Genomic DNA, 18,764 nt, shown 5'->3' with positions numbered 1-18,764 from the left:
AAGGTCGATGCCAAGATTTATTCAGTCGATTAAATAATAATCACGCGATGTGCACCGCCTTGGTGATCATGTGCGCGGCGATCCCTTCCGGCCCGTCTTCGGAACCATGACCGCTATCGCGAACCCCACCGAACGGGGCGTCGGGCGCGCTGACGCGAACGTCGTTGATCGCGATCATCCCCGATTCCAGCGCGTCGGCGAGCATATTCTGCCGCCGCCCGTTTTCGGTGAAGCAATAAGCGGCAAGGCCGAAGGGCAGCCGGTTCGCCTCCGCCACCGCGTCGTCGAAATCGTCGAACGGCGTCAGTAGCGCGAGCGGGCCGAACGGTTCCTCGTTCATCACGCGCGCGGACAGCGGCACGTCCGCAAGAACCGTCGGCTGGAAGAAGAAGCCCGTTCCTTCCATTCGCCCGCCGCCAGCGAGCAGCCGCGCGCCCGCTCGCGTCGCATCGGCGACCATCGCCTCGATCGCGCCGGGCCGACGCGGATTGGCGAGCGGCCCCATCTGTGTCGCCGGGTCGAGGCCGTCACCCACCACGACGTGCCGGGTCCGTTCGGCAAAGCCCGCCGCGAAACGATCGTAGATTCCGCGCTGAACGTGAAAGCGCGTCGGCGAAACGCAGACCTGCCCTGCGTTGCGAAATTTGTGCGCGACGAGTGTGTCGAGCGTCTTTTCCAGATCGCAATCGTCGAACACCAGCACGGGGCCGTGCCCGCCCAGCTCCATCGTCGTGCGCATCATCGTGTCGGCGGCCAGCTTCATCAAATGCTTGCCGACCGGCACCGATCCGGTGAAGCTCAGTTTGCGCGTGACCGGCGATGCGAGCAGCTTGCGCGACACCGCATCGGGCACGCCGAAGACGCACTGCACCACATCGCCGGGCACGCCCGCCTCCTCAAAGCAGCGGATCACCTCGCTCGCGCAGCCCGCAACCTCCTCGCTCGGCTTGATGATGATCGAGCAACCCGATGCGATCGCCGGGGACAATTTGCGCACCACATTCAGCACCGGGAAGTTCCAGGCGCAGAAGGCCGCGACGGGACCGACCGGCTGGTGCAGTACCATCGATCGCCGCCCGGCGGGACGCGGCAGGACGCGGCCATAGATGCGCATCGCCTCACCCGCATGAAATTCGAGGATCGCGGCGCCGCCCGCAATCTCGCCCTTCGCCTCGGTGAAAGGCTTCCCCTCCTCAAGCGTAATCAGCCGGGCCAGAGGATCGGCGCGCTCGCGCAGGATCGCAGCCGTGCGCTGAAGAACCGCCGCGCGCTGTTCGGGCGCGGTCTTGCGCCACAGATCGAAGCCACGCTGCGCCGCCGCCAGCGCCTCGTCCAGATCGGCGTCGGTCGCGTGCGGAACAGCCGCCTGGCCGCGACCGGTGCGCGGATCGAGGATGTCCTCCGCATCGCGCCCCTCGCCATAACGCCAACTACCGGCGATGAAGAGGCCGGGTCGCGCCTGATATTCCGTCATAGATGCTCTCCGATCAGCTGGGCTGTGCCAGACTTTTTGCCGCGCGATAGCCGAACGTCATCGCGGGCCCCAGGGTTACGCCCGGCCCCGGATAAACCCCCATCGTGGGATTGGCCATGTCGTTGCCCACGGCATAAAGGCCGGGGATCGGCCCTTCGCGTCCGATGACCTGCGCGTCGGGCGTGGTCCGCAGCCCTACCGACGTGCCGATATCGCCGGGCACCAGTCGCACCGCATAAAAGGGCGCCTGATCGAGCGGACCGACAGAGGGGCTGGGCCGATGCGACATATCCCCCATCGCCCGCTGATAGGCGGTGCTGCCGCGCCCGAAATCGGGATCGGCGCCATGAACGGCATATCCGTTGAACCGCGCGACCGTCTGCGCGAGCCGTTCGGGATCGAGCCCGAGCTTCATGGCCAGCCCCTCCACACTCGGCGCGCCGACCAGATATCCGTTGCGCAGCCAGCGGCCGAAAGAAACAGGATGCGGCCGCACCGGGCCGATGCCGTAGCGGCGCAGCGCGCGATGATCGCAGATCAGATAGACTTCACGCCGCGCCTCCCCCGCCAGCGTCGCCACCATCGGCGGCACGAAATCCTGATAGGAAACCGACTCGTTCACGAAACGCTCGGCCCGCTGGTTGACCGTGATGAAGCCCGGTTTGTTGCGATCGGCAAGGTGCGGGAAGAAAGCGGTTCCGCCGCCCGGTTGCAGCACTGCGCTCATCGGCAGCCAGGTTGCGGGCTGGACCATGTCGTCGTCGATCTCGCCTCCACGCGCCACCGCCATCCGCGCGGCGTCGCCCTCATTGCCGGCCGACGTCAGGCTGGCGCTCGCCTCAGGCGCGAAATAGGCCGCGCGGAGCGTCGGGTCGTGCGAGAAGCCCCCCGTCGCGAAGATCACGCCGCGCCGCGCGCGGATCGTCTGCCGGACGCTATCGCGTATCACGACAGCGCCGGCGATCCGTCCATCCTCCTCGATCAGCTCAACCACCGGGGTCGACAGCAGCAAGGGGATATCGAGCGCGAACGCCTTTTCGGCGAGGCGCCCGATCAGCGCGTTACCGCTCGACAATTCGGTCCCCCGCGACCAGCCCGACAGTCGATCCACGGCATAACGCGCCACCCGTCCCGTCACGAAGGCGAAGGATTTCAGGCTGCGCGTCACCGCATAATAATGGTGAAGATGCTCGCCGTTCAGGCTCATCCCGCCGAACAGCATCAGTTCGCTGATCGGCGGCCGCAGCGTGGCGAAATGCTTGCCGAGACGCCGCCCGTCATAGGCGACCGGCCGCAGGCCGCGCCCGCCCAATGCCGCGCCTTCGATCTCGCTGTGATAATCGGGATAGGGCGACAGCGATTTGAAGGCGACAGCGCCCGCCTGTTCGAGGAAATCCACCATTTCAGGCCCGGACTCGAGATAGGCGTCGATCATCGCCGCGTCGTAGCGATTGCCGAGTTCGTGGCGCAGATAGGTGCGCGCCCGCACTGTGTCCTCGGCCGGATCGCCATCCGCATAGCGCGTGCCCGGTACCCACGGTATCCCGCCCGACTGCGCGCTGGTGCCGCCATAGACGGCATCCTTTTCAACCATCACGACGTCGAGGCCGAGCAGCCGGGCCGTGATCGCCGCCGCGAAGCCCGCCGCCCCCGATCCCGCGACCAGGACGTCGCAGCTCCGTTCGACCTCGGCCACCTCCGCCTCCCTATTTGTCGTTGAACACCGACTTCGTATCCGCGCCGTTGCCGGGATAGGCGCGCGGCGCCGGCGCCGGAGTCGCCGAGAAGCGCGGGCCAGGCGCAGGCTGCACCACGCCATCGATCTCGATAAAGGCATCGCGCGCCTTGGCATGCGGGTGCTGCGGGGCCTCGCTCAGCGACAGGATCGGCGCGAAGCAGGCGTCGCCATATTCGAGCAGATCGCACCACTCATCGCGCGTCTTGGTCTTGAAGATCGCGGCGATCCTCTCGCTCAGCCGCGGCCAGCCCGCCTCATCGTCCTGCGGATCGAAATCGGGATCGTCGGCGATGCCCAGCTTCTCGCGCAGCAGCGCATAGAATTGCGGCTCGATCGCGCCGATCGCGACGTAGCGCCCGTCGGCGCATTCGTAGCTGTCGTAGAAGTGGGCGGCGCCATCGAGGAAATTGGCCTCGCGCTTGTCGACCCAGCGGCCATTCTGAACGAAGCCGTAGATCATCGTGCCGAGCAACGCCGCGCCTTCCCACATCGCGCAGTCGATCACCTGTCCCGGCCCGCCGCGCTGCACCGCCAGCAAGGCCGTGACCATCCCGAAGGCGAGCATCATGCCCCCGCCTCCGAAGTCGCCGACATAATTGCCCGCGGGGACAGGCGGCACGTCGGCGCGACCGATCGTGTGAAGCAGGCCGCTGAGCGCGACATAGTTGATGTCGTGGCCTGCGGCGGGCGCATAAGGCCCGGTCTGTCCCCACCCGGTCATGCGGCCGTAAACCAGCTTCGGATTGGCGGCGAGCAGCACGTCGGGGCCAAGGCCGAGGCGCTCCATCACGCCGGGGCGATAGCCCTCGATCAGCCCGTCCGCCCCCTTCACCAGATCGATCAGCCGCGCAAGATCGGCCGGATCCTTGAGATCAAGGGCCACCGACACGCGCGACCGCAGCAGCGGATCGCGATGCTCGATCACGGCGCCCGGCCGCTCCACCCGGATCACCTCCGCGCCATGATCGGCGAGCATCATCCCGCAGAAGGGGCCGGGGCCGATCCCCGCCATCTCGACGATGCGCAGGCCGGCCAGCGCGCCTTTCGGTTCAGAGCCCATGACGCAGCATGTCCTTCGCGATCACGAGTTGCTGGATCTGCGTCGTGCCTTCGTAGATGCGCAGCACGCGCACATCGCGGAACATCCGCTCGACCGGAACGCCCCGGATATAGCCGGTGCCGCCGTGGATCTGCACCGCGCGATCGGCGACACGACCGACCATTTCGGACGCAAGCATCTTGCAGCAACTCGCCTCACGCGAGATCCGCTCGCCCGCATCGAAGCGCGCCGCCGTCTCGCGCACCAAGGCGCGGGCAGACGCCATTTCGGCCATGCTGTCGGCCATCATCGCTTGGACGAGCTGGAATTCGGCGATCGCCTGCCCGAAGGCTTGGCGATCCTGCCCATAATCGAGCATTTCCTGGATCAGTCGCTGCGCCTGTCCGATACAGGCGGCGGCGACGCCGACCCGGCCGCGATCGAGCACCTTCATCGCGGTCGCGAAACCTCGCCCTTCCCGGCCTCCAATGATCGCGCTGGCGGGCACGCGCACGTCGTCGAGGATGACGTCGGCGGTCGCCGCGCCCTGTTGCCCCATCTTGTGATCGGCGGGCGCGATCTCGAGGCCGGGCGTGCCCGCGGGCACGAGAAACGCCGTCAAATGGGCATTGCCGGGCAGCTTTTCGGACGATGTCCGCGCGATCACGGTGATCAGGCCGGCATGCGGCGCATTGCTGATGAACCGCTTCGTGCCGTTCAGGACATAGTCGTCGCCATCGCGCACCGCCGTCGTCCGCAACGCAGCGCTGTCCGATCCCGATCCCGGCTCGGTCAGCGCGAAACTGGTGATGATCTCGCCCGACGCGATACGGGGCAGCCATTCGGCCTGCTGTTCGGCCGTGCCTTCCTTCACCAGCGCCTGCGATCCGACGCCCAGGTTCATTGCGGTGATCGACCGGAAGGCAAGCGACGCCCACGTCAGTTCGAAGATGATCTCGACCTCCTGCGCGAGCGATAGGCCGAGCCCGCCATACTCCTCGGGCACGGTCAGGCCGAACAGCCCCATCTCGCGCATTTCCTGCACGACATCAGGGGGCAGGCGATCATTTTCCGCGACCCAGGTTTCAAGCGGGACGAGCCGTTCGCGCACATAGCGGCGAACCGCATCGCGCAGCGCCGTCATCGTGTCGGTATCGAGCGCCATCAGTAGCGCCCACCCGTGACGTGGAGCAGCGCGCCGCTGATATAGCCGGCCAGATCGGACGCGAGGAAAGCGACCGCGTCGGCGATATCCTCCACCTTGCCCATCCGGCCGACCGGGGTGGTCTTCGCTGCATTTTCCTGGATCGACGGGAAATGCGGCAGGCTCGTCACCGCCGCCGTCTCGACAAGGCCGGGCGCGACCGAATTGACGGTGATGCCGTTACGGCCATTTTCCATCGACATCGCGCGGGTGAAGCCCAGCAGCCCGGCCTTGGCGGCCGAATAATTGGCCTGCCCCGGATTGCCGAGATGCGCGCGTGACGAGATGTTGACGATGCGGCCCCACTTCGCATCCGCCATCGGCGGGATCGCAGCGCGGGTGCACAGGAACGCGCCCTTCAGCACCACGTCGACCACCGCGTCCCAATCGTTCTCATCCATCTTGGTGATCCGCTTGTCGCGGGTGAAGCCGGCATTGTTGACGAGGATGCCGACCCCGCCGAATGCCGACACGCTACGATCGATCATCGCGGCGACCTGTTCGGCATTGGTGACATCGGCGATGATCGTATCGCATGTGCCGCCCGCGGCGCGGATCGCGCCCGCCTGTTCGGCCAGTCCGCCTTCATTGACGTCGGCCAGCAGCACCAGAGCGCCTTCGGCTGCGAGCCGCGCCGCGACCGCCGCGCCGATCCCGCTGCCCGCACCCGTCACGATGGCCGCCCGGCCGGTAATTCCCAGATCCACTCTTGCTTCCCTTTCAGATACGACGGCCGGCCGCGGCCCAATAAGGCTCACGCAACAGGCGCTTCTTGATCTTGCCCGTCTCTTCACGCGGCAGGCTTTCGCGAAACTCGATTTGCCGGGGTATCTTGTAGCCCGCGATCCGATCCCGCAGCGCCTGCTGCACGCTAGCGCCTGTCAGCTCAGCGCCCGGATCAGGCTGGACGATGGCGAGCAGCGCCTCGCTATATTCCTCGTCAGGAATGCCGAAGACCGCGCAATCGGCAACGCCCGGCACCGCGAGCAACGCAGCCTCGATCTCGGCCGGATAGATATTGACCCCGCCCGACACGACCATGTCGCGCTTGCGATCGCACAGGAACAGCCAACCGTCTTCGACATAGCCCAGATCGCCCGACGCCAGCAGGCCGTTGCGATCGAGCGCGCTGCGCTCTGCGCCGCGGTTCAGATAAGTGAAGTCGGGGAAATGGGCGCTGCGGGTCATGATCTCGCCAATCTCGCCGGGGGCGGCATCGCCACCATCGTCGGTGACGATATGCAGGTCCATCCCCTCGATCGCGCGGCCGACGGTGCCGGGGCGCGCGAGCCATTCCTCGCTCGATACCCGCGTGATCGGCCCCGCCTCGGTCGATCCGTAATATTCCTCGATCACCGGCCCCAGCCAGTCGATCATCGCCTGCTTGAGCGCGGGCGCGCAGGGGCCGCCGGCATGCAGGATCACCTGCAGCGACGACAGGTCGTAAGCCGCCCGAACCTCCTCGGGCAGCGCCAGCATGCGCTTGAACATCGCCGGGACTGCATAAACGTGCGTGATGCGATGGCGCGCGATGTCGGCCAGCAGGCCCTGCGCATCGAACCGCGCCGGCAGCACCAGCAACTCGCCGAGCGCCGCCGCCCGGTGCGCGACCAGATTGGGGGCGTTGTGATAGAGCGGCGCGGGCACCAGGGCGCGCACGCCCTTCCCCATCCGGAACACCACCTGCCGCATATGATCGTTGGCGACCGCCTGTTCGGGCGTGGCCGGGCGGCGTTGCACACCCTTGGGGTGCCCGGTGGTGCCCGACGTGTAGATCAATGCTTCGGTCTGCGGCGCGGGCGGACCGGCATAAAGCGCTTGCCCCGCGATGAAATCGTCCCACGCCTCGACATCCGCGGGCAGCGCCGGATCCGCGACGCGATAAGCCTTGGCGATAGCGGGCGCGACGGCGACGCCGATCGTGTCGATGCCGGTGGCGCCCGCCGCAACGAGCAGGTCGGCATGGCCGATCAGCAGGGTCGCCCCGCAATCCGCGACGATGTAGCGCACCTCTTCGGGCGAGCTGTGCCAGTTGATCGGCACGCAATAGGCCCCCAGACGACGGCAGGCGAGGCTCGCTTCGATGAATGCGATGTCGTTGCGCATCGGCAGAGCCACGCAATCGCCCGCCCCGATCCCACGGGCCGCAATGCCGGAAGCAGCGCGCGCGACCCGATCGGCGAGTTCGCCGGCCGTGCGCTGCGCATCGTCAGTAAGGATTGTCAGGTCAGGCGCGATCATGCTCTCTCCCTTTTCATCGCCCGGTTAAACCGATTCGTTAAATAATGAAAATGATTTTCGCATAAGGCGGAGCTTGATACCGCGTGGTACGGATGCAAGGATGGTGCGGAAAGGATCTGCGCCCCGATGCGGCAAAACCGAAATCCGGGCGAGAGCGCCCCATCGACCGACGACAGCCAGTTCGTGACCGCGCTCGCTCGCGGCATGGAGGTGCTCGACGCCTGCGCCCGCGCCGGCAAGCCGATCGGCAATAGCGAGATCGCGGCGCTCACCGGCCTGCCCGCACCGACAGTATCGCGGCTTACACTAACCCTCTATTCGCTGGGCTATCTGCAGTTCCTGCAGCGCGAACGGCTCTACACCGTCGGGCCGCGCGCCGCGGGCCTTTCCGCCACGATCCTGCGCGGGCTGAGCGTCCGCCGGCTCGCCCGTCCGGAAATGGACGCACTGGCGCAGGATGCCCATTTCAACGTGGGTCTTGGCACGCGCGACGGCGAAATGATGGTCTATGTCGACACGTTCGAGGGCGAGGCGCTGATCGGCCTGCGCCTGCGCGCCGGATCGCGCATCCCGATCCCGACAAGCGCGATGGGCCGCGCCTGGCTGGCCGCAGCGCCCGAACCCGAAAGGACCACGCTACTCGACGCCTTGCGCCCGCGCTACGGCGACGAATGGCGGATGATCATGACGGGGATCGAGCAGGCCGCCCGCGACATTGCCGCTCGCGGTTACTGCATCAGCCTGGGCGATTGGCAGAAGGACATTCACGGCATCGCCGCCCCGCTGACCGATCCGGCGACCGGGACGGTCTATGCGATCAACCTAGGCGGCCCCGCTTATATGCTCACCGAGGCGAGCCTACGCGACGATCTCGCGCCGCGCCTCCTGGCGATCACCGGGCGGATCAAGGCGCAACTCGGCGACACTTGACGAAAATGATTTTCACATGATGCTTTAACCGGTTCGTTAACGACTCCGGGAAAGATCATGGACGTCCATATCGTCGGCATTGGCGCGACGCCGCTTGGCAAGCATCTCGACAAGAGCGTGAAGCAACTGACCGCGCTGGCGGTCGATGCGGCGCTTGCCGATGCCGGGCTCGACAAATCGGCGATCGGCGCCGCCTGGTTCTGTAACACGCGACAAGGCGCGCTGGAGGGGCAGCATGGCGTGCGCGGCCAGGCATCTCTGCGCGCTTATGGGTTCGAGAATATCCCCATCTTCAACACCGACAATGCCTGTGCGAGTTCGAGTTCGGGGCTGTTTCAGGCCTATGCCGCCGTGAAGGCCGGGCTGGTCGAAATCGCGCTGGTCGTCGGCGCGGAGAAGATGAATTATCCCGACAAGCGCGACGCGATGTTCGAAGCGTTCAAGGGCAGCTGGGACCGCGATCTCGCCGACGAGCATATCACCCGCTTGATCGCGATGGGCGCCGCCATGCCTGTACCGGAGGAGTTTCGCGAGGGCGCCGCCGAACGATCGGTTTTCATGGACATCTACGCCGCGCAGGCGCGCTTCCACATGGATCGTTTCGGTACCACGCAACGCCAGATCGCGACCGTCGCGGCCAAGAACCACAATCATTCGGTGCTGAACCCGATCGCCCAATATCGTTTCCCGATGACGGTGGATGCGGTGCTGACCGACAAATTGATCATCTGGCCGCTGACCCGCGCAATGTGCGCCCCGATGAGCGACGGCGCAGGCGCGCTGATCATCGCGGCGGATTCGGCGCTGGCGAAGATCGAACGCCGCCGCGCGGTGCGGATCCGCGGCATGGGCGTCAGCAGTTCGAGCAACCGCGCGGCCGAAGATTATGACCAGCACCTGACCCGCGTCGCCGCCACCGCCTGCTACGAGCGCGCCGGCATCGGGCCGGAGGCGATCGATGTCGCCGAACTGCACGACGCATCGGCCATCGCCGAAATCCTCCACGCCGAAAATGTCGGCTTCTGCGCCTATGGCGAAGGCGGGCCGATGGCGGAAAGCGGCGCGACCGCGCTGGGCGGGCGGCTGCCGATTAACGTGTCGGGCGGCCTTTTGTCGAAGGGGCATCCGATCGGCGCGACCGGCGCGATCCAGATCGTCGAACTCGTCACCCAGTTGCGCGGCGAAGCCGGCGAACGGCAGGTCGAGGGCGCCCGGCTGGCGCTGGCCGAAAATGGCGGCGGTTTCCACGGCATCGAGGAGGCCGCCTGCGTCGTGACCATGCTGGAAAGCGCCGCAGCATGAGCTTCGACGCCGAACGGCTGCGCAACTGGCAGGTGCCGACGATCCGCCAGACGCTGACGCGCAAGGATACCGCGCTCTATGCGCTGACCACCGGTTTCGGGCTCGATCCGATGGATCGTGCCGCCCTGCCCTTCGTCGATCCGAGCCACCCCGAGTTGCGGGCATCGCCATCGATGCCGCTGGTGCTGGGTTATCCGGGATCCTGGATCTCGCATCCCGAGCTGGAGGTCGACATGCCGCGCATGCTCCACCTCGATCAGTTGATCGAGGTGCTGGGGCCGGTGCCGGTGGAAGGCGAGATCGAGGGGCGGACCGAGGTTTTGGACGTGATCGATCGTGGCGAGGGCCGCGGCGTCCTCGTCCCGCACGAGCGCATCCTGACGTGCAACGGCACCAGCTTCGCCCGCCTCACCCAGACGGTATTGCTGCGCTCCGAAGGCGGCTTCGCAGCCACGCCCGGCGCGATCCCGCCGCGTCGGCGTGTGCCCGAAAGCGCGCCCGATCGATCGATCGCCTTCGCGTTGCCCGACAATGCCGCCCTGCTCTACCGCCTCAACGGCGATCTAAACCCATTGCACAGCGACCCGGATGTCGCAGCCCGCGGCGGCTTTGCGCGGCCGATCATGCACGGCATGGGCACGTTCGGCTTCGCCACGCGGCAGATCGTTACGATGATATGCAATCACGATCCACATAAGCTCAGCCGGATCGGTATGCGATTCACCTCTCCCGCTTATCCGGGCGAAGGCCTCATCATCGATATTTGGGACAGTGGAGCCTTTACCGTTCGGGGGTTGGACGGCCGGAAGGTGGTCGATGACGGGGTGTTCGATCTGACCGGGCTTTGACGCCATCGCGGATAATTGCATTCAATCTCTTGTGCTGGCCGCTCTAAACCGGCAAGAATGCTGCAAAGAGCATCAAGCAGGAGAGGAACACTGTCCGACGAGTCATTCGCCGCCCCCGGCGCCACCGCAGGCGCCCTGGAAGGGATCCGTGTCGTCGAAATGGGCCAGCTGATCGCCGGCCCGTTCTGCGGACAGCTGCTCGGCGACATGGGCGCCGAAGTCGTGAAGATCGAACCACCCGAACAGGGCGATCCAATGCGCCATTGGGGTCAGGGATCAACGCCGACATGGTGGCGCGTGATCGCGCGCAACAAATATTCGGTCGCGGCCGATCTGCGCTCAACCGAGGGGCAGGCGATGGTCCGCCGGCTGATCGCCAAGGCGGATATCCTGATCGAGAATTTCCGCCCCGGTACGATCGAGAAATGGGGCATGTCGCCCGAAAACCTGATGGCCGAAAATCCCGGCCTGATCATCGTCCGCGTCTCCGGCTATGGCCAGACCGGCCCCTATTCGACCCGCGCAGGCTTTGGCGGGATCGGCGAGGCGATGGGTGGATGGCGCGCGATCGTCGGCGAACCCGATCGGGCGCCGAGCCGGATGGGCGTGTCGATCGGCGATACGCTGGCGGCGACCTATGGCTGCATGGGGGCGCTGGCCGCACTTCAGGCGCGGGCGCGCACCGGCAAGGGACAAGTCGTCGATTCGGCGCTGTACGAGGCGGTCCTGCAGGTGATGGAAGGGCTGGTGCCCGAATGGGCTGTGGCCGGCCACAAGCGCAACCGCACGGGATCGAAGCTGCCCGGCATCGCGCCGTCCAACGTCTATAAGTGCAAGGATGGCGACTATCTAATCGGCGCCAATCAGGACACCGTGTTCGGCCGGCTGTGCGAGGCGATGGGGCGGCCCGAACTGGCGACCGACGCCCGCTACGCCACCCATATCGCGCGCGGCAAGCATCAGGAGGAGCTCGACGCGCTCGTCGAGGCATGGACCTCGCAACACACCGTCCAGCAGGTCGAGGACGCGATGATCGAACATGGCGTGCCTGCGGGGCGCGTGTTCGATGCCGAGGATATGCTCGCCGACCCGCATTTTGCGGCGCGCGAGGCGATCATAACGGTCGACGATCCTGAGCTGGGGCCGACGCAGATGCAGGCCCCCTTCCCCAAGCTTTCGCGGACCCCGTCGACCGTCCGCCGCCCCGCCCCGCGCACGATCGGGCAGGACACGAAGGAGGTGCTTGCGCGCTGGCTGGGTGAATAACCCGCCGAAGCGCGCAGAAGACGCTTGCAACATCAAATTAATCATTCAATTAATGAAGCGTCACGAGCCCGCCTTAACCTTGGCATGCAAAACCGGCCGATGACGATCGAGGAGAGGTCTGATGCAGGACGAGGCAAGGCAGCGGGGCACGATCACGCTGATCGCGCTGACGCTGGTGGGCACGCTCAATTTCGTCGATCGGCAGATCTTGTCGGTGCTGGTCGAGCCGATCAAGCAGGAGCTGCACTTCAGCGACACTGAGTTCGGGCTGCTGACCGGCCTCGCCTTCTCGCTTTTCTACGCCTTGTTCGGCCTGCCCGCCGCCGTGATCGCCGATCGCGGCAAGCGGGTGCGCGTGATCGCGATCGCCTGCGCGATCTGGAGCGCGTTCACCGCCTTCACCGGCAGCGTCCACAGCTTTGCAGCGATGGCCTTTGCGCGCTTCGGCGTCGGTATGGGCGAAGCGGGCGGCACTGCGCCGTCCATCTCGGTCCTCTCCGACAGTTTCCGACGCGAACAACGCCCGCTGGTGATCGGTCTCTTCACGCTCAACGGGCCGGTCGGCGTGTTCGTCGGCGCGGCATTCGGCGGTTGGGCCGCAACCCATATCGGCTGGCGCGGCGCCTTCTACACGCTCGGCATCGTCGGCCTGATCGCCGCGCCCTTGTTGTGGCTGCTGGTGCGCGAACCGCGCCGTGGGCAGTTCGACGAAGCCCCCTCCCCTGCAGCGGCCGAGGCGAAGCCCGCGACGATGATGGGCACGATCGCCTTCTTCTTCACCGATCCTAACCTGCGCCTGCTGGCGATCGGGAGCGGCCTCTCCGCCTTCCTGAGCTACGGCATGCTCAACTGGATCCCTGCCTATCTGATGCGCGTGCAGCAGATGCCGCTGACGGCGGTTGCGAGCTGGTTCGCCGTTGCGGCCGGCGTGACGATGGGCGCCGGCATGGTCGGCGGCGGCGCGCTGGTCAACGCAGCGGTGCGCCGTTCGGCACGCGGCTATGCGACCGTTCCCGGCTATGCCACGCTCGTCCTTGTCCCGATCTTCGGTCTGTCGCTGATCGTCGATGGCTGGCCGCTGGCGCTCGCGCTGATGCTGGTGCCGATGGCCTGCTGCACCGTCTTCACCCCTGCCTCGCTCGCGCTCGCGCAGGAACTGGGGCCGCGCAATGCCCGCGCCACTGTGGCCGCGACATTGCTGCTGATGTTCAACATCGCTGGTCTGGGCCTCGGTCCGCTGTTCGTCGGCATCGTCAGCGACATGCTGACCCCGACGATGGGCATCGAAGGGCTGCGCACCGGCCTGTTGCTGCTGCTGGTGCCGGGTACCGCCGCGATCTTCGTCTATCTGCGCCTCGCCAACCGCCTGGCCGCGCAATCGGGCACGCCCAAGCCGATCGGCCCCGAGGTCGTCGCCTGACACTCCAGCACGAGGGACAATAATATGGCGATCACCATCGGCCTGTTGGTCGGCAGCGCGCGCGCCGGATCGTATAACCAGTTGCTTGCCGATCGGATCGCGGCGGCGCTGACCGCAGGCGGCGCGACCGTCTGGACGCCGGACGGCTCCGCGATCGACCTTCCCATCTTCCACGCGGATCGCGAGCGCGAAGGCTTTCCCGAGGCGGCCGAAACGCTCAAGCGCGGGCTGGCCGCCTGTCAGGGGCTGGTGCTGATATCGCCCGAATATAACGGCTCGGTCTCGCCGCTGATCAAGAACCTGATCGACTGGGCATCGCGATCGACGCTGGGCGAGCCGCCGCTGACGCTGGCCGCGTTCAAGGGCAAGCCGGTGCTGCTGGCGAGTGCATCGATCGGCCCCTTTGCCGGCGTCCGCGCTATCGGCCACCTGCGCGAAATCGCCCAGGCGATCCAGCTGATCGCGCTGCCCGAGGAAATCCGCGTCGGCGCCGCGACGACCGCGTTCGACACCGACGGCAACCTCACCAATCCCGCCACTGCGGGTCAGATCGATGCCGTCGCCGCGCGGCTGATCGACATCGCCGGCAGGCTTTCGGCCTGATGCCTCTAGTAGCTCGGCCCCCAATCGGCGCGCATCGCATCGAGCAAAGCCGCAAGCCGATCTCCGCCGATCCGATCGGTCAGCGCGCGCGTCATCTCGCCCATCGCCGCCTGCGCATCGTGCCGCATCTGCTCGCCCATTTCGGTCAGCTCGACCACTTTATGCCGGCCATCGTCGGGATCGGGCGCAAGCTGAACCATGCCCAGCGCGATCATCTGATTGATCGTGGTGTGGACCGCCTGCCGCGACACGCCGACCTTGCGGGCGATCTCGGCCGGGCGGACGATGCCGGCGGTGACGTTGATCATCACCATCGACTGGGCACGGCTGACATCAGGCCAGCCCCGATCGTGCAGCCGGGCCTGCAGCCCGTCGTCGAGCCACACGAGACGCTGGAAGATGCGCAGCATCAGATCGGATGTGACGAGATGGTCCATCAGCGCGCGGACGAAGCGGTTCGGTTGATCATTTCAACGGGGTTAGCCGAAGCCCCACGCATTTCAACCTTGCGTTACGCAAACATGCCGGGAGACGATCGATGCTGGGGTTGATGCAGGATTTCCCCCTGACGGTCGACAAGCTGCTCGATCATGCCGCGCGCTGGCACGGCGATCGCGAAATCGTGTCGCGCGACGGGCAAGGCCGGGTCACGCGATCGACCTATCTCGACGTCCACCGCGATGCCAAGCGCGTGACCAACGCGCTGCGCCGCATGGGCGTGAAGCTGGGCGATCGGGTGGCGACGATGGGCTGGAACGGCGCGCGCCACCTTTCGGCCTGGTACGGCATCCAGGCGATGGGCGCGATCTGCCACACGCTGAACCCGCGCCTGTTCCTCGAACAGATCGCCTATATCGCCAATCATGGCGGCGACAGGATGCTGATCGCCGATCCCAATTGCGCCGATCTGGTCGCCGACCTGCTGCCGCTGGTGCCGTCGATCGAACAAGTGCTGTTCTTCTGTTCTGCCGACGAACTGCCCGATGTTCGCCGCCCCGCCATCGCCTTCGACGACTGGATCGCGGGCGAAAGCGACGATGCCGAATGGGGTGGCTTCGATGAGCGGACCGCATGCGGCCTCTGCTACACGTCGGGCACCACGGGCAATCCCAAGGGCGTCCTCTATTCGCACCGTTCCAACTACATCCACGCGCTGATGACGCTGCAGCGCGACGCGCTCGCGCTCAATGCGCGGGACAGCGTGCTGCTGATCGTGCCGATGTATCACGCCAATGCGTGGGGGATCGTCTATTCGGCGCCCGCGACCGGCGCGAAGCTGGTGCTGCCGGGACAGAAGCTCGACGGCCAGTCGCTCCAGGAACTGATCGTCGCCGAAGGCTGCACCTATTCGACCGCGGTGCCGACGGTGTGGCAGACCCTGCTCACCCACTTGCAGGAAAGCGGCACCGGCCTCGGCAAGCTCGAGCGCGTGGTGATCGGCGGGTCTGCCTGCCCGGAATCGCTGATCCGCGCCTTCAACGACGGCTATGGCGTCAACGTCATCCAGGGTTGGGGCATGACCGAGACGAGCCCGCTCGTCACCGTGTCGATCCCCAATGTCGCGGTCGCGGCGATGAGCCCCGAAGATCAGATGCGTTACAAGCTGAAGCAGGGGCGACCGCTCTCCGGGCTGGACCTCAAGATTACCGACGACGACGGCAATCGCCTTCCGCATGACGGGCAGACGCCGGGCCGGCTGAAGGTGAAGGGCCCGACGATCGCATCGGGCTATTATGGCGGCGACGGGGGCAACCCGCTGGACGACGAAGGCTATTTCGATACGGGCGACGTCTCGACGATCGATGCCAACGGCTACATGCACATCACCGATCGGGCGAAGGACATCGTCAAATCGGGTGGCGAATGGATCTCCTCGATCGAGATCGAGAATATCGTGCTGGGCCATCCGCAGGTCGCGCTGGCGGCGGTGATCGGGGTCGTCCACCCCAAATGGGACGAGCGGCCGATTCTGCTCGTCAAGCTCAAGCCCGATGCGGTCGGCGCCGATCCGCAAGCTTTCCGCGCCTTTCTGGACGGCAAGATCGCGCGCTGGTGGATGCCCGACGACGTCCTGATCGTCGACGACATCCCGCTCGGCCCCACCGGCAAGATCGACAAGAAACGCATCCGGGCCGACCTGACCGGCTACCAGCTTCCGTTCGAGGTGACACGATGATCGCACGTGGAGACAGCATCCAAGGGCTCGACATCCTGCCGATCGGCCGGGTGTCAGCAACCGCGCCGCGCATCCTGGCGGGCGGGCATCCGTGCCAAGGGCTCTATTTCACCGAAGCGGGCAAGCGGCCCAAGATCGCGGTGATCGCGACCCATTATAATGTCGACTTCACCGAACATTATATCGCGCCCTATTTCGCCCGCCGCGGCATCGGCTTCCTGGGCTGGAACACGCGCTATCGCGGGTTCGAGGATCAGTTCCTGCTCGAACATGCGCTGATCGACATCGGTGTAGGCACGCGCTGGCTGCGCGAGGAGGCCGGGGTTGAGACGATCGTGATCCTCGGCAATTCGGGCGGCGGATCGCTGATGGGCGCCTATCAGGGTGAGGCGACGAAGATGTCGCTGGACGTGACTGGCGCGGCGCAGGATGCGCTGGCGCAGCTGATCAAGGCCGATCTCTACATCTCGCTCAACGCGCATCAGGGGCGGCCTGAGGTGCTGACCGACTGGATGGACCCGTCGGTGATCGACGAAAATGATCCGGTCGCGACCGATCCCAGCCTCGATCCGTTCAATCCCGATCATGGCCCGCCTTATGACGATGCCTTCATCGAACGCTATCGCGCGGGCCAGCGCGCCCGTAACCAGCGCATCACCCGCTTCGCGCAGGCCGAACTGGCGCGGCTTGCCGAACATGGCATTCCCGATCGGATCTTCCCGCTGTTCCGGTGCTGGGCCGATCTGCGCATGATCGATCCCACGATCGATCCATCCGATCGCACCCCGAACAATTGCTATCGCGGCGATCCGAAGATCGCGAACCGATCCCCGTCGATCGGGCGCGCCAATTTCTGCAAGACATGGCTGTCGATGTGGAGCCTCGAAACTTCAAAATGCGTCGGCCGCCCGCATCTGGAGAAGTTCGATATCCCCTCGCTGGTCGTGCAGGGCACCGCCGATACCGGCGTCTTCCCGGCCGATGCCAAGGCGATCCACGGCTTCATCGGCGCGCAGGACAAGCAACTCGCCTTCGTGCCGGGCGCGCACTATTTCGAGGATGATGTGGCAGAACGCGAGGCGGTGGCGAACCTGATGGCCGACTGGATCCATGCCCGGCGCTGATACGGAGCAGCTGCCGATCGTCCTGTGTTCGGGCCAGTTGCTGACCCGCGAGTATTGGACTCCACTCGAAGCGCGCAATCCCGATCGCCACTTCATCCATGCCGATAACAGCCGGGACGACACGATCGCCGCGATGGCGACCCGGCTGCTCGCGGACGCCCCGCCCCTTTTCCATCTGGTCGCGCATGCGATGGGCGGGTTCCTCGCCTTCGAGGTGATGCGCCGCGCGCCGGAGCGGGTCGCGAGCCTCAGTCTGCTTGCGACGCTCGCGACCGCCGACGGCCCTGCCCAGCTTGCGCGGCGCCAATCCTATATCGATCTGGTCGAACGCGGCGCCTTCGCGCAGATCGTCGAGGAACGCCTGCCGATGCTCATGGCGCCCGATCGGCGTAGCGGCCCGATCGCCGACGCCGCGCGGCGCATGGCCGCGGATACCGGCCCGGATATCTTCCAACGACAGCAGCGCGCGATCATCGGTCGGATCGACAGCCGTCCCCGCCTCGCCGCGATCACGGTGCCCACACTGATCCTGCGTGGTGATGCCGACGGGATCGTAATCGCCGGCGAAACCGCGATCATCGCCGATGGAATAGCCGGCAGCGATGCCCGCGAGATCGCGGATGCGGGGCACCTGTTGCTGCTCGAACAGCCGGAGATCGTGGCCGGCGCGATCGAAGCCCATCTCGCCGCCGTCGAACGCTAAGTCTCACCAAAAAGTAACCCGCCATTGCCGAGGCAATGACGGGCTAGTGCGGGGAGGGTGCCCCGATGGAACTGTGTCAGGCGATCACCGCCTCGTCATTCTTCGCAAGCGCTTCCTTGACGATCAGGCCGACCGCCTTGGTGCCGTCCGCGCGCATCGGATCGTGCGCGACATGCTTGTCGCCCAGTTCGGCCGTCCACGACGCGAACTCCAGGCAAATGCCGTCCGGATCGAAGAAATAGACCGAGCGGACGAACACGCCGGGGTGCATGTCGGCCGAGCTCTGCTTGGGGGAGTCGTCATGGTTGAGGACCTGCGTCACCTCGACCCCCCGCTCCTGCAGCCGCTCATAATATTCGTCGAACTTTTCGGCGGGAACGTTGAACGCGATGTGGTTCATCGAACCATGCCCGCTCTTGAACGGCCCGCGCGTCGGCAGGAAAGCCGGCGCCGCGACACCCGGCGTCGCTTCCGGCGCATCGGGAAACCAGAAGAAGGCGAGCGAGTCGCCATTGCCGATGTCGAAGAAGAAGTGCTGCCCGCGGCCTTCGGGGAAATCGATTGTCTTGGTCAGCGGCATGCCGAGTATGTCGCGATAGAACTCGACCGTCTTGGCCATGTCCTTGCACACGAGCGCCAGGTGATTGACCCCGCGAATGTCGAAAATCGGGTTGGTGGACGTCATTGCTCCAATCC

General features: G+C 66.0%; 17 protein-coding genes. 9 read left to right on the top strand and 8 right to left on the bottom strand.

Going from position 1 to position 18,764, the window contains the following annotated elements; all coding sequences use genetic code 11:
• Positions 1 to 40: 40 nt before the first annotated feature.
• From EOD43_RS10290 to EOD43_RS10265, 6 genes are read right to left on the bottom strand one after another with little or no spacing between them, the layout of a single operon-like run.
• Positions 41 to 1,474 carry an NAD-dependent succinate-semialdehyde dehydrogenase gene (locus EOD43_RS10290; protein ID WP_127743487.1) on the bottom strand — a complete coding sequence of 478 codons (1,434 nt, stop codon included), beginning with the start codon at positions 1,472 to 1,474 and terminating at the stop codon, positions 41 to 43.
• A 13-nt stretch (positions 1,475 to 1,487) separates the two neighbouring features.
• Positions 1,488 to 3,170 carry an FAD-dependent oxidoreductase gene (locus EOD43_RS10285; RefSeq protein ID WP_164857183.1) on the bottom strand — a complete coding sequence of 561 codons (1,683 nt, stop codon included), beginning with the start codon at positions 3,168 to 3,170 and terminating at the stop codon, positions 1,488 to 1,490.
• Positions 3,171 to 3,180: 10 nt separating this feature from the next.
• Positions 3,181 to 4,272, bottom strand: a complete 1,092-nt coding sequence (locus EOD43_RS10280) for a CaiB/BaiF CoA transferase family protein (protein ID WP_127743483.1) — start codon at positions 4,270 to 4,272, stop codon at positions 3,181 to 3,183.
• A complete protein-coding gene (locus tag EOD43_RS10275; RefSeq protein ID WP_127743481.1) occupies positions 4,262 to 5,416 on the bottom strand; it encodes an acyl-CoA dehydrogenase family protein in 1,155 nt (384 codons plus the stop codon). Before EOD43_RS10275 ends, EOD43_RS10280 begins: the two co-directional genes overlap by 11 nt.
• Complete coding sequence (locus EOD43_RS10270; protein WP_127743479.1) at positions 5,416 to 6,162, bottom strand: SDR family oxidoreductase; 747 nt, start codon at positions 6,160 to 6,162, stop codon at positions 5,416 to 5,418. Before EOD43_RS10270 ends, EOD43_RS10275 begins: the two co-directional genes overlap by 1 nt.
• Positions 6,163 to 6,175: 13 nt before the next feature.
• Entirely contained in the window at positions 6,176 to 7,696 is a 1,521-nt protein-coding gene (locus EOD43_RS10265) for an AMP-binding protein (RefSeq protein ID WP_127743477.1), read from the bottom strand.
• A gap of 126 nt (positions 7,697 to 7,822) precedes the next feature.
• Here EOD43_RS10265 and EOD43_RS10260 point away from each other — a divergent pair, with 126 nt between their 5' ends.
• The 6 genes from EOD43_RS10260 to EOD43_RS10235 all read left to right on the top strand — a co-directional run bounded on the left by EOD43_RS10260 (position 7,823) and on the right by EOD43_RS10235 (position 14,065).
• Entirely contained in the window at positions 7,823 to 8,626 is an 804-nt protein-coding gene (locus EOD43_RS10260; protein WP_127743475.1) for an IclR family transcriptional regulator, read from the top strand.
• Positions 8,627 to 8,683: 57 nt separating this feature from the next.
• Positions 8,684 to 9,928: a thiolase family protein gene (locus EOD43_RS10255; RefSeq protein ID WP_206363513.1), complete on the top strand. Its 1,245-nt coding sequence runs from the start codon at positions 8,684 to 8,686 to the stop codon at positions 9,926 to 9,928.
• Complete coding sequence (locus tag EOD43_RS10250; RefSeq protein ID WP_127743471.1) at positions 9,925 to 10,776, top strand: MaoC/PaaZ C-terminal domain-containing protein; 852 nt, start codon at positions 9,925 to 9,927, stop codon at positions 10,774 to 10,776. Before EOD43_RS10255 ends, EOD43_RS10250 begins: the two co-directional genes overlap by 4 nt.
• A gap of 135 nt (positions 10,777 to 10,911) precedes the next feature.
• A complete protein-coding gene (locus tag EOD43_RS10245; protein WP_276318200.1) occupies positions 10,912 to 12,042 on the top strand; it encodes a CaiB/BaiF CoA transferase family protein in 1,131 nt (376 codons plus the stop codon).
• A 121-nt stretch (positions 12,043 to 12,163) separates the two neighbouring features.
• Positions 12,164 to 13,462 carry a spinster family MFS transporter gene (locus tag EOD43_RS10240; protein WP_127743467.1) on the top strand — a complete coding sequence of 433 codons (1,299 nt, stop codon included), beginning with the start codon at positions 12,164 to 12,166 and terminating at the stop codon, positions 13,460 to 13,462.
• A gap of 24 nt (positions 13,463 to 13,486) precedes the next feature.
• A complete protein-coding gene (locus tag EOD43_RS10235; protein WP_127743465.1) occupies positions 13,487 to 14,065 on the top strand; it encodes an NADPH-dependent FMN reductase in 579 nt (192 codons plus the stop codon).
• A 5-nt stretch (positions 14,066 to 14,070) separates the two neighbouring features.
• Here the strand turns inward: EOD43_RS10235 and EOD43_RS10230 are convergent, their stop codons facing one another.
• A complete protein-coding gene (locus tag EOD43_RS10230) occupies positions 14,071 to 14,502 on the bottom strand; it encodes a MarR family winged helix-turn-helix transcriptional regulator (RefSeq protein WP_127743463.1) in 432 nt (143 codons plus the stop codon).
• Positions 14,503 to 14,603: 101 nt separating this feature from the next.
• On the opposite strand from EOD43_RS10230, the gene EOD43_RS10225 reads away from it, so the two are divergent.
• From EOD43_RS10225 to EOD43_RS10215, 3 genes are read left to right on the top strand one after another with little or no spacing between them, the layout of a single operon-like run.
• Positions 14,604 to 16,241 (top strand): long-chain-fatty-acid--CoA ligase, encoded by a 1,638-nt coding sequence (locus tag EOD43_RS10225; protein WP_127743461.1) that lies wholly within the window; start codon positions 14,604 to 14,606, stop codon positions 16,239 to 16,241.
• Positions 16,238 to 17,365, top strand: a complete 1,128-nt coding sequence (locus EOD43_RS10220) for an alpha/beta hydrolase (protein ID WP_127743459.1) — start codon at positions 16,238 to 16,240, stop codon at positions 17,363 to 17,365. The genes EOD43_RS10225 and EOD43_RS10220 overlap by 4 nt, the downstream gene beginning before the upstream one ends.
• A complete protein-coding gene (locus EOD43_RS10215; protein WP_127743457.1) occupies positions 17,352 to 18,068 on the top strand; it encodes an alpha/beta fold hydrolase in 717 nt (238 codons plus the stop codon). Before EOD43_RS10220 ends, EOD43_RS10215 begins: the two co-directional genes overlap by 14 nt.
• A 76-nt stretch (positions 18,069 to 18,144) precedes the next feature.
• Here the strand turns inward: EOD43_RS10215 and EOD43_RS10210 are convergent, their stop codons facing one another.
• Complete coding sequence (locus EOD43_RS10210; RefSeq protein ID WP_127743455.1) at positions 18,145 to 18,753, bottom strand: VOC family protein; 609 nt, start codon at positions 18,751 to 18,753, stop codon at positions 18,145 to 18,147.
• Positions 18,754 to 18,764: the final 11 nt, after the last annotated feature.

Origin of the sequence: Sphingomonas crocodyli (assembly GCF_004005865.1) — a bacterium.
Lineage (GTDB): Bacteria > Pseudomonadota > Alphaproteobacteria > Sphingomonadales > Sphingomonadaceae > Rhizorhabdus > Rhizorhabdus crocodyli.
Note: the sequence above shows the minus strand (reverse complement) of the source record. Positions and strands in the feature narration are given on the sequence as shown.

Bases quoted from the DNA above. Each gene is read 5' to 3' on its own strand.
- EOD43_RS10290 (WP_127743487.1), bottom strand. From the start codon at position 1,474: ATGACGGAATATCAGGCGCGACCCGGCCTCTTCATCGCCGGTAGTTGG.
- EOD43_RS10280 (WP_127743483.1), bottom strand. From the start codon at position 4,272: ATGGGCTCTGAACCGAAAGGCGCGCTGGCCGGCCTGCGCATCGTCGAG.
- EOD43_RS10275 (WP_127743481.1), bottom strand. From the start codon at position 5,416: ATGGCGCTCGATACCGACACGATGACGGCGCTGCGCGATGCGGTTCGC.
- EOD43_RS10265 (WP_127743477.1), bottom strand. From the start codon at position 7,696: ATGATCGCGCCTGACCTGACAATCCTTACTGACGATGCGCAGCGCACG.
- EOD43_RS10260 (WP_127743475.1), top strand. From the start codon at position 7,823: ATGCGGCAAAACCGAAATCCGGGCGAGAGCGCCCCATCGACCGACGAC.
- EOD43_RS10255 (WP_206363513.1), top strand. From the start codon at position 8,684: ATGGACGTCCATATCGTCGGCATTGGCGCGACGCCGCTTGGCAAGCAT.
- EOD43_RS10250 (WP_127743471.1), top strand. From the start codon at position 9,925: ATGAGCTTCGACGCCGAACGGCTGCGCAACTGGCAGGTGCCGACGATC.
- EOD43_RS10240 (WP_127743467.1), top strand. From the start codon at position 12,164: ATGCAGGACGAGGCAAGGCAGCGGGGCACGATCACGCTGATCGCGCTG.
- EOD43_RS10235 (WP_127743465.1), top strand. From the start codon at position 13,487: ATGGCGATCACCATCGGCCTGTTGGTCGGCAGCGCGCGCGCCGGATCG.
- EOD43_RS10230 (WP_127743463.1), bottom strand. From the start codon at position 14,502: ATGGACCATCTCGTCACATCCGATCTGATGCTGCGCATCTTCCAGCGT.
- EOD43_RS10225 (WP_127743461.1), top strand. From the start codon at position 14,604: ATGCTGGGGTTGATGCAGGATTTCCCCCTGACGGTCGACAAGCTGCTC.
- EOD43_RS10220 (WP_127743459.1), top strand. From the start codon at position 16,238: ATGATCGCACGTGGAGACAGCATCCAAGGGCTCGACATCCTGCCGATC.
- EOD43_RS10215 (WP_127743457.1), top strand. From the start codon at position 17,352: ATGCCCGGCGCTGATACGGAGCAGCTGCCGATCGTCCTGTGTTCGGGC.
- EOD43_RS10210 (WP_127743455.1), bottom strand. From the start codon at position 18,753: ATGACGTCCACCAACCCGATTTTCGACATTCGCGGGGTCAATCACCTG.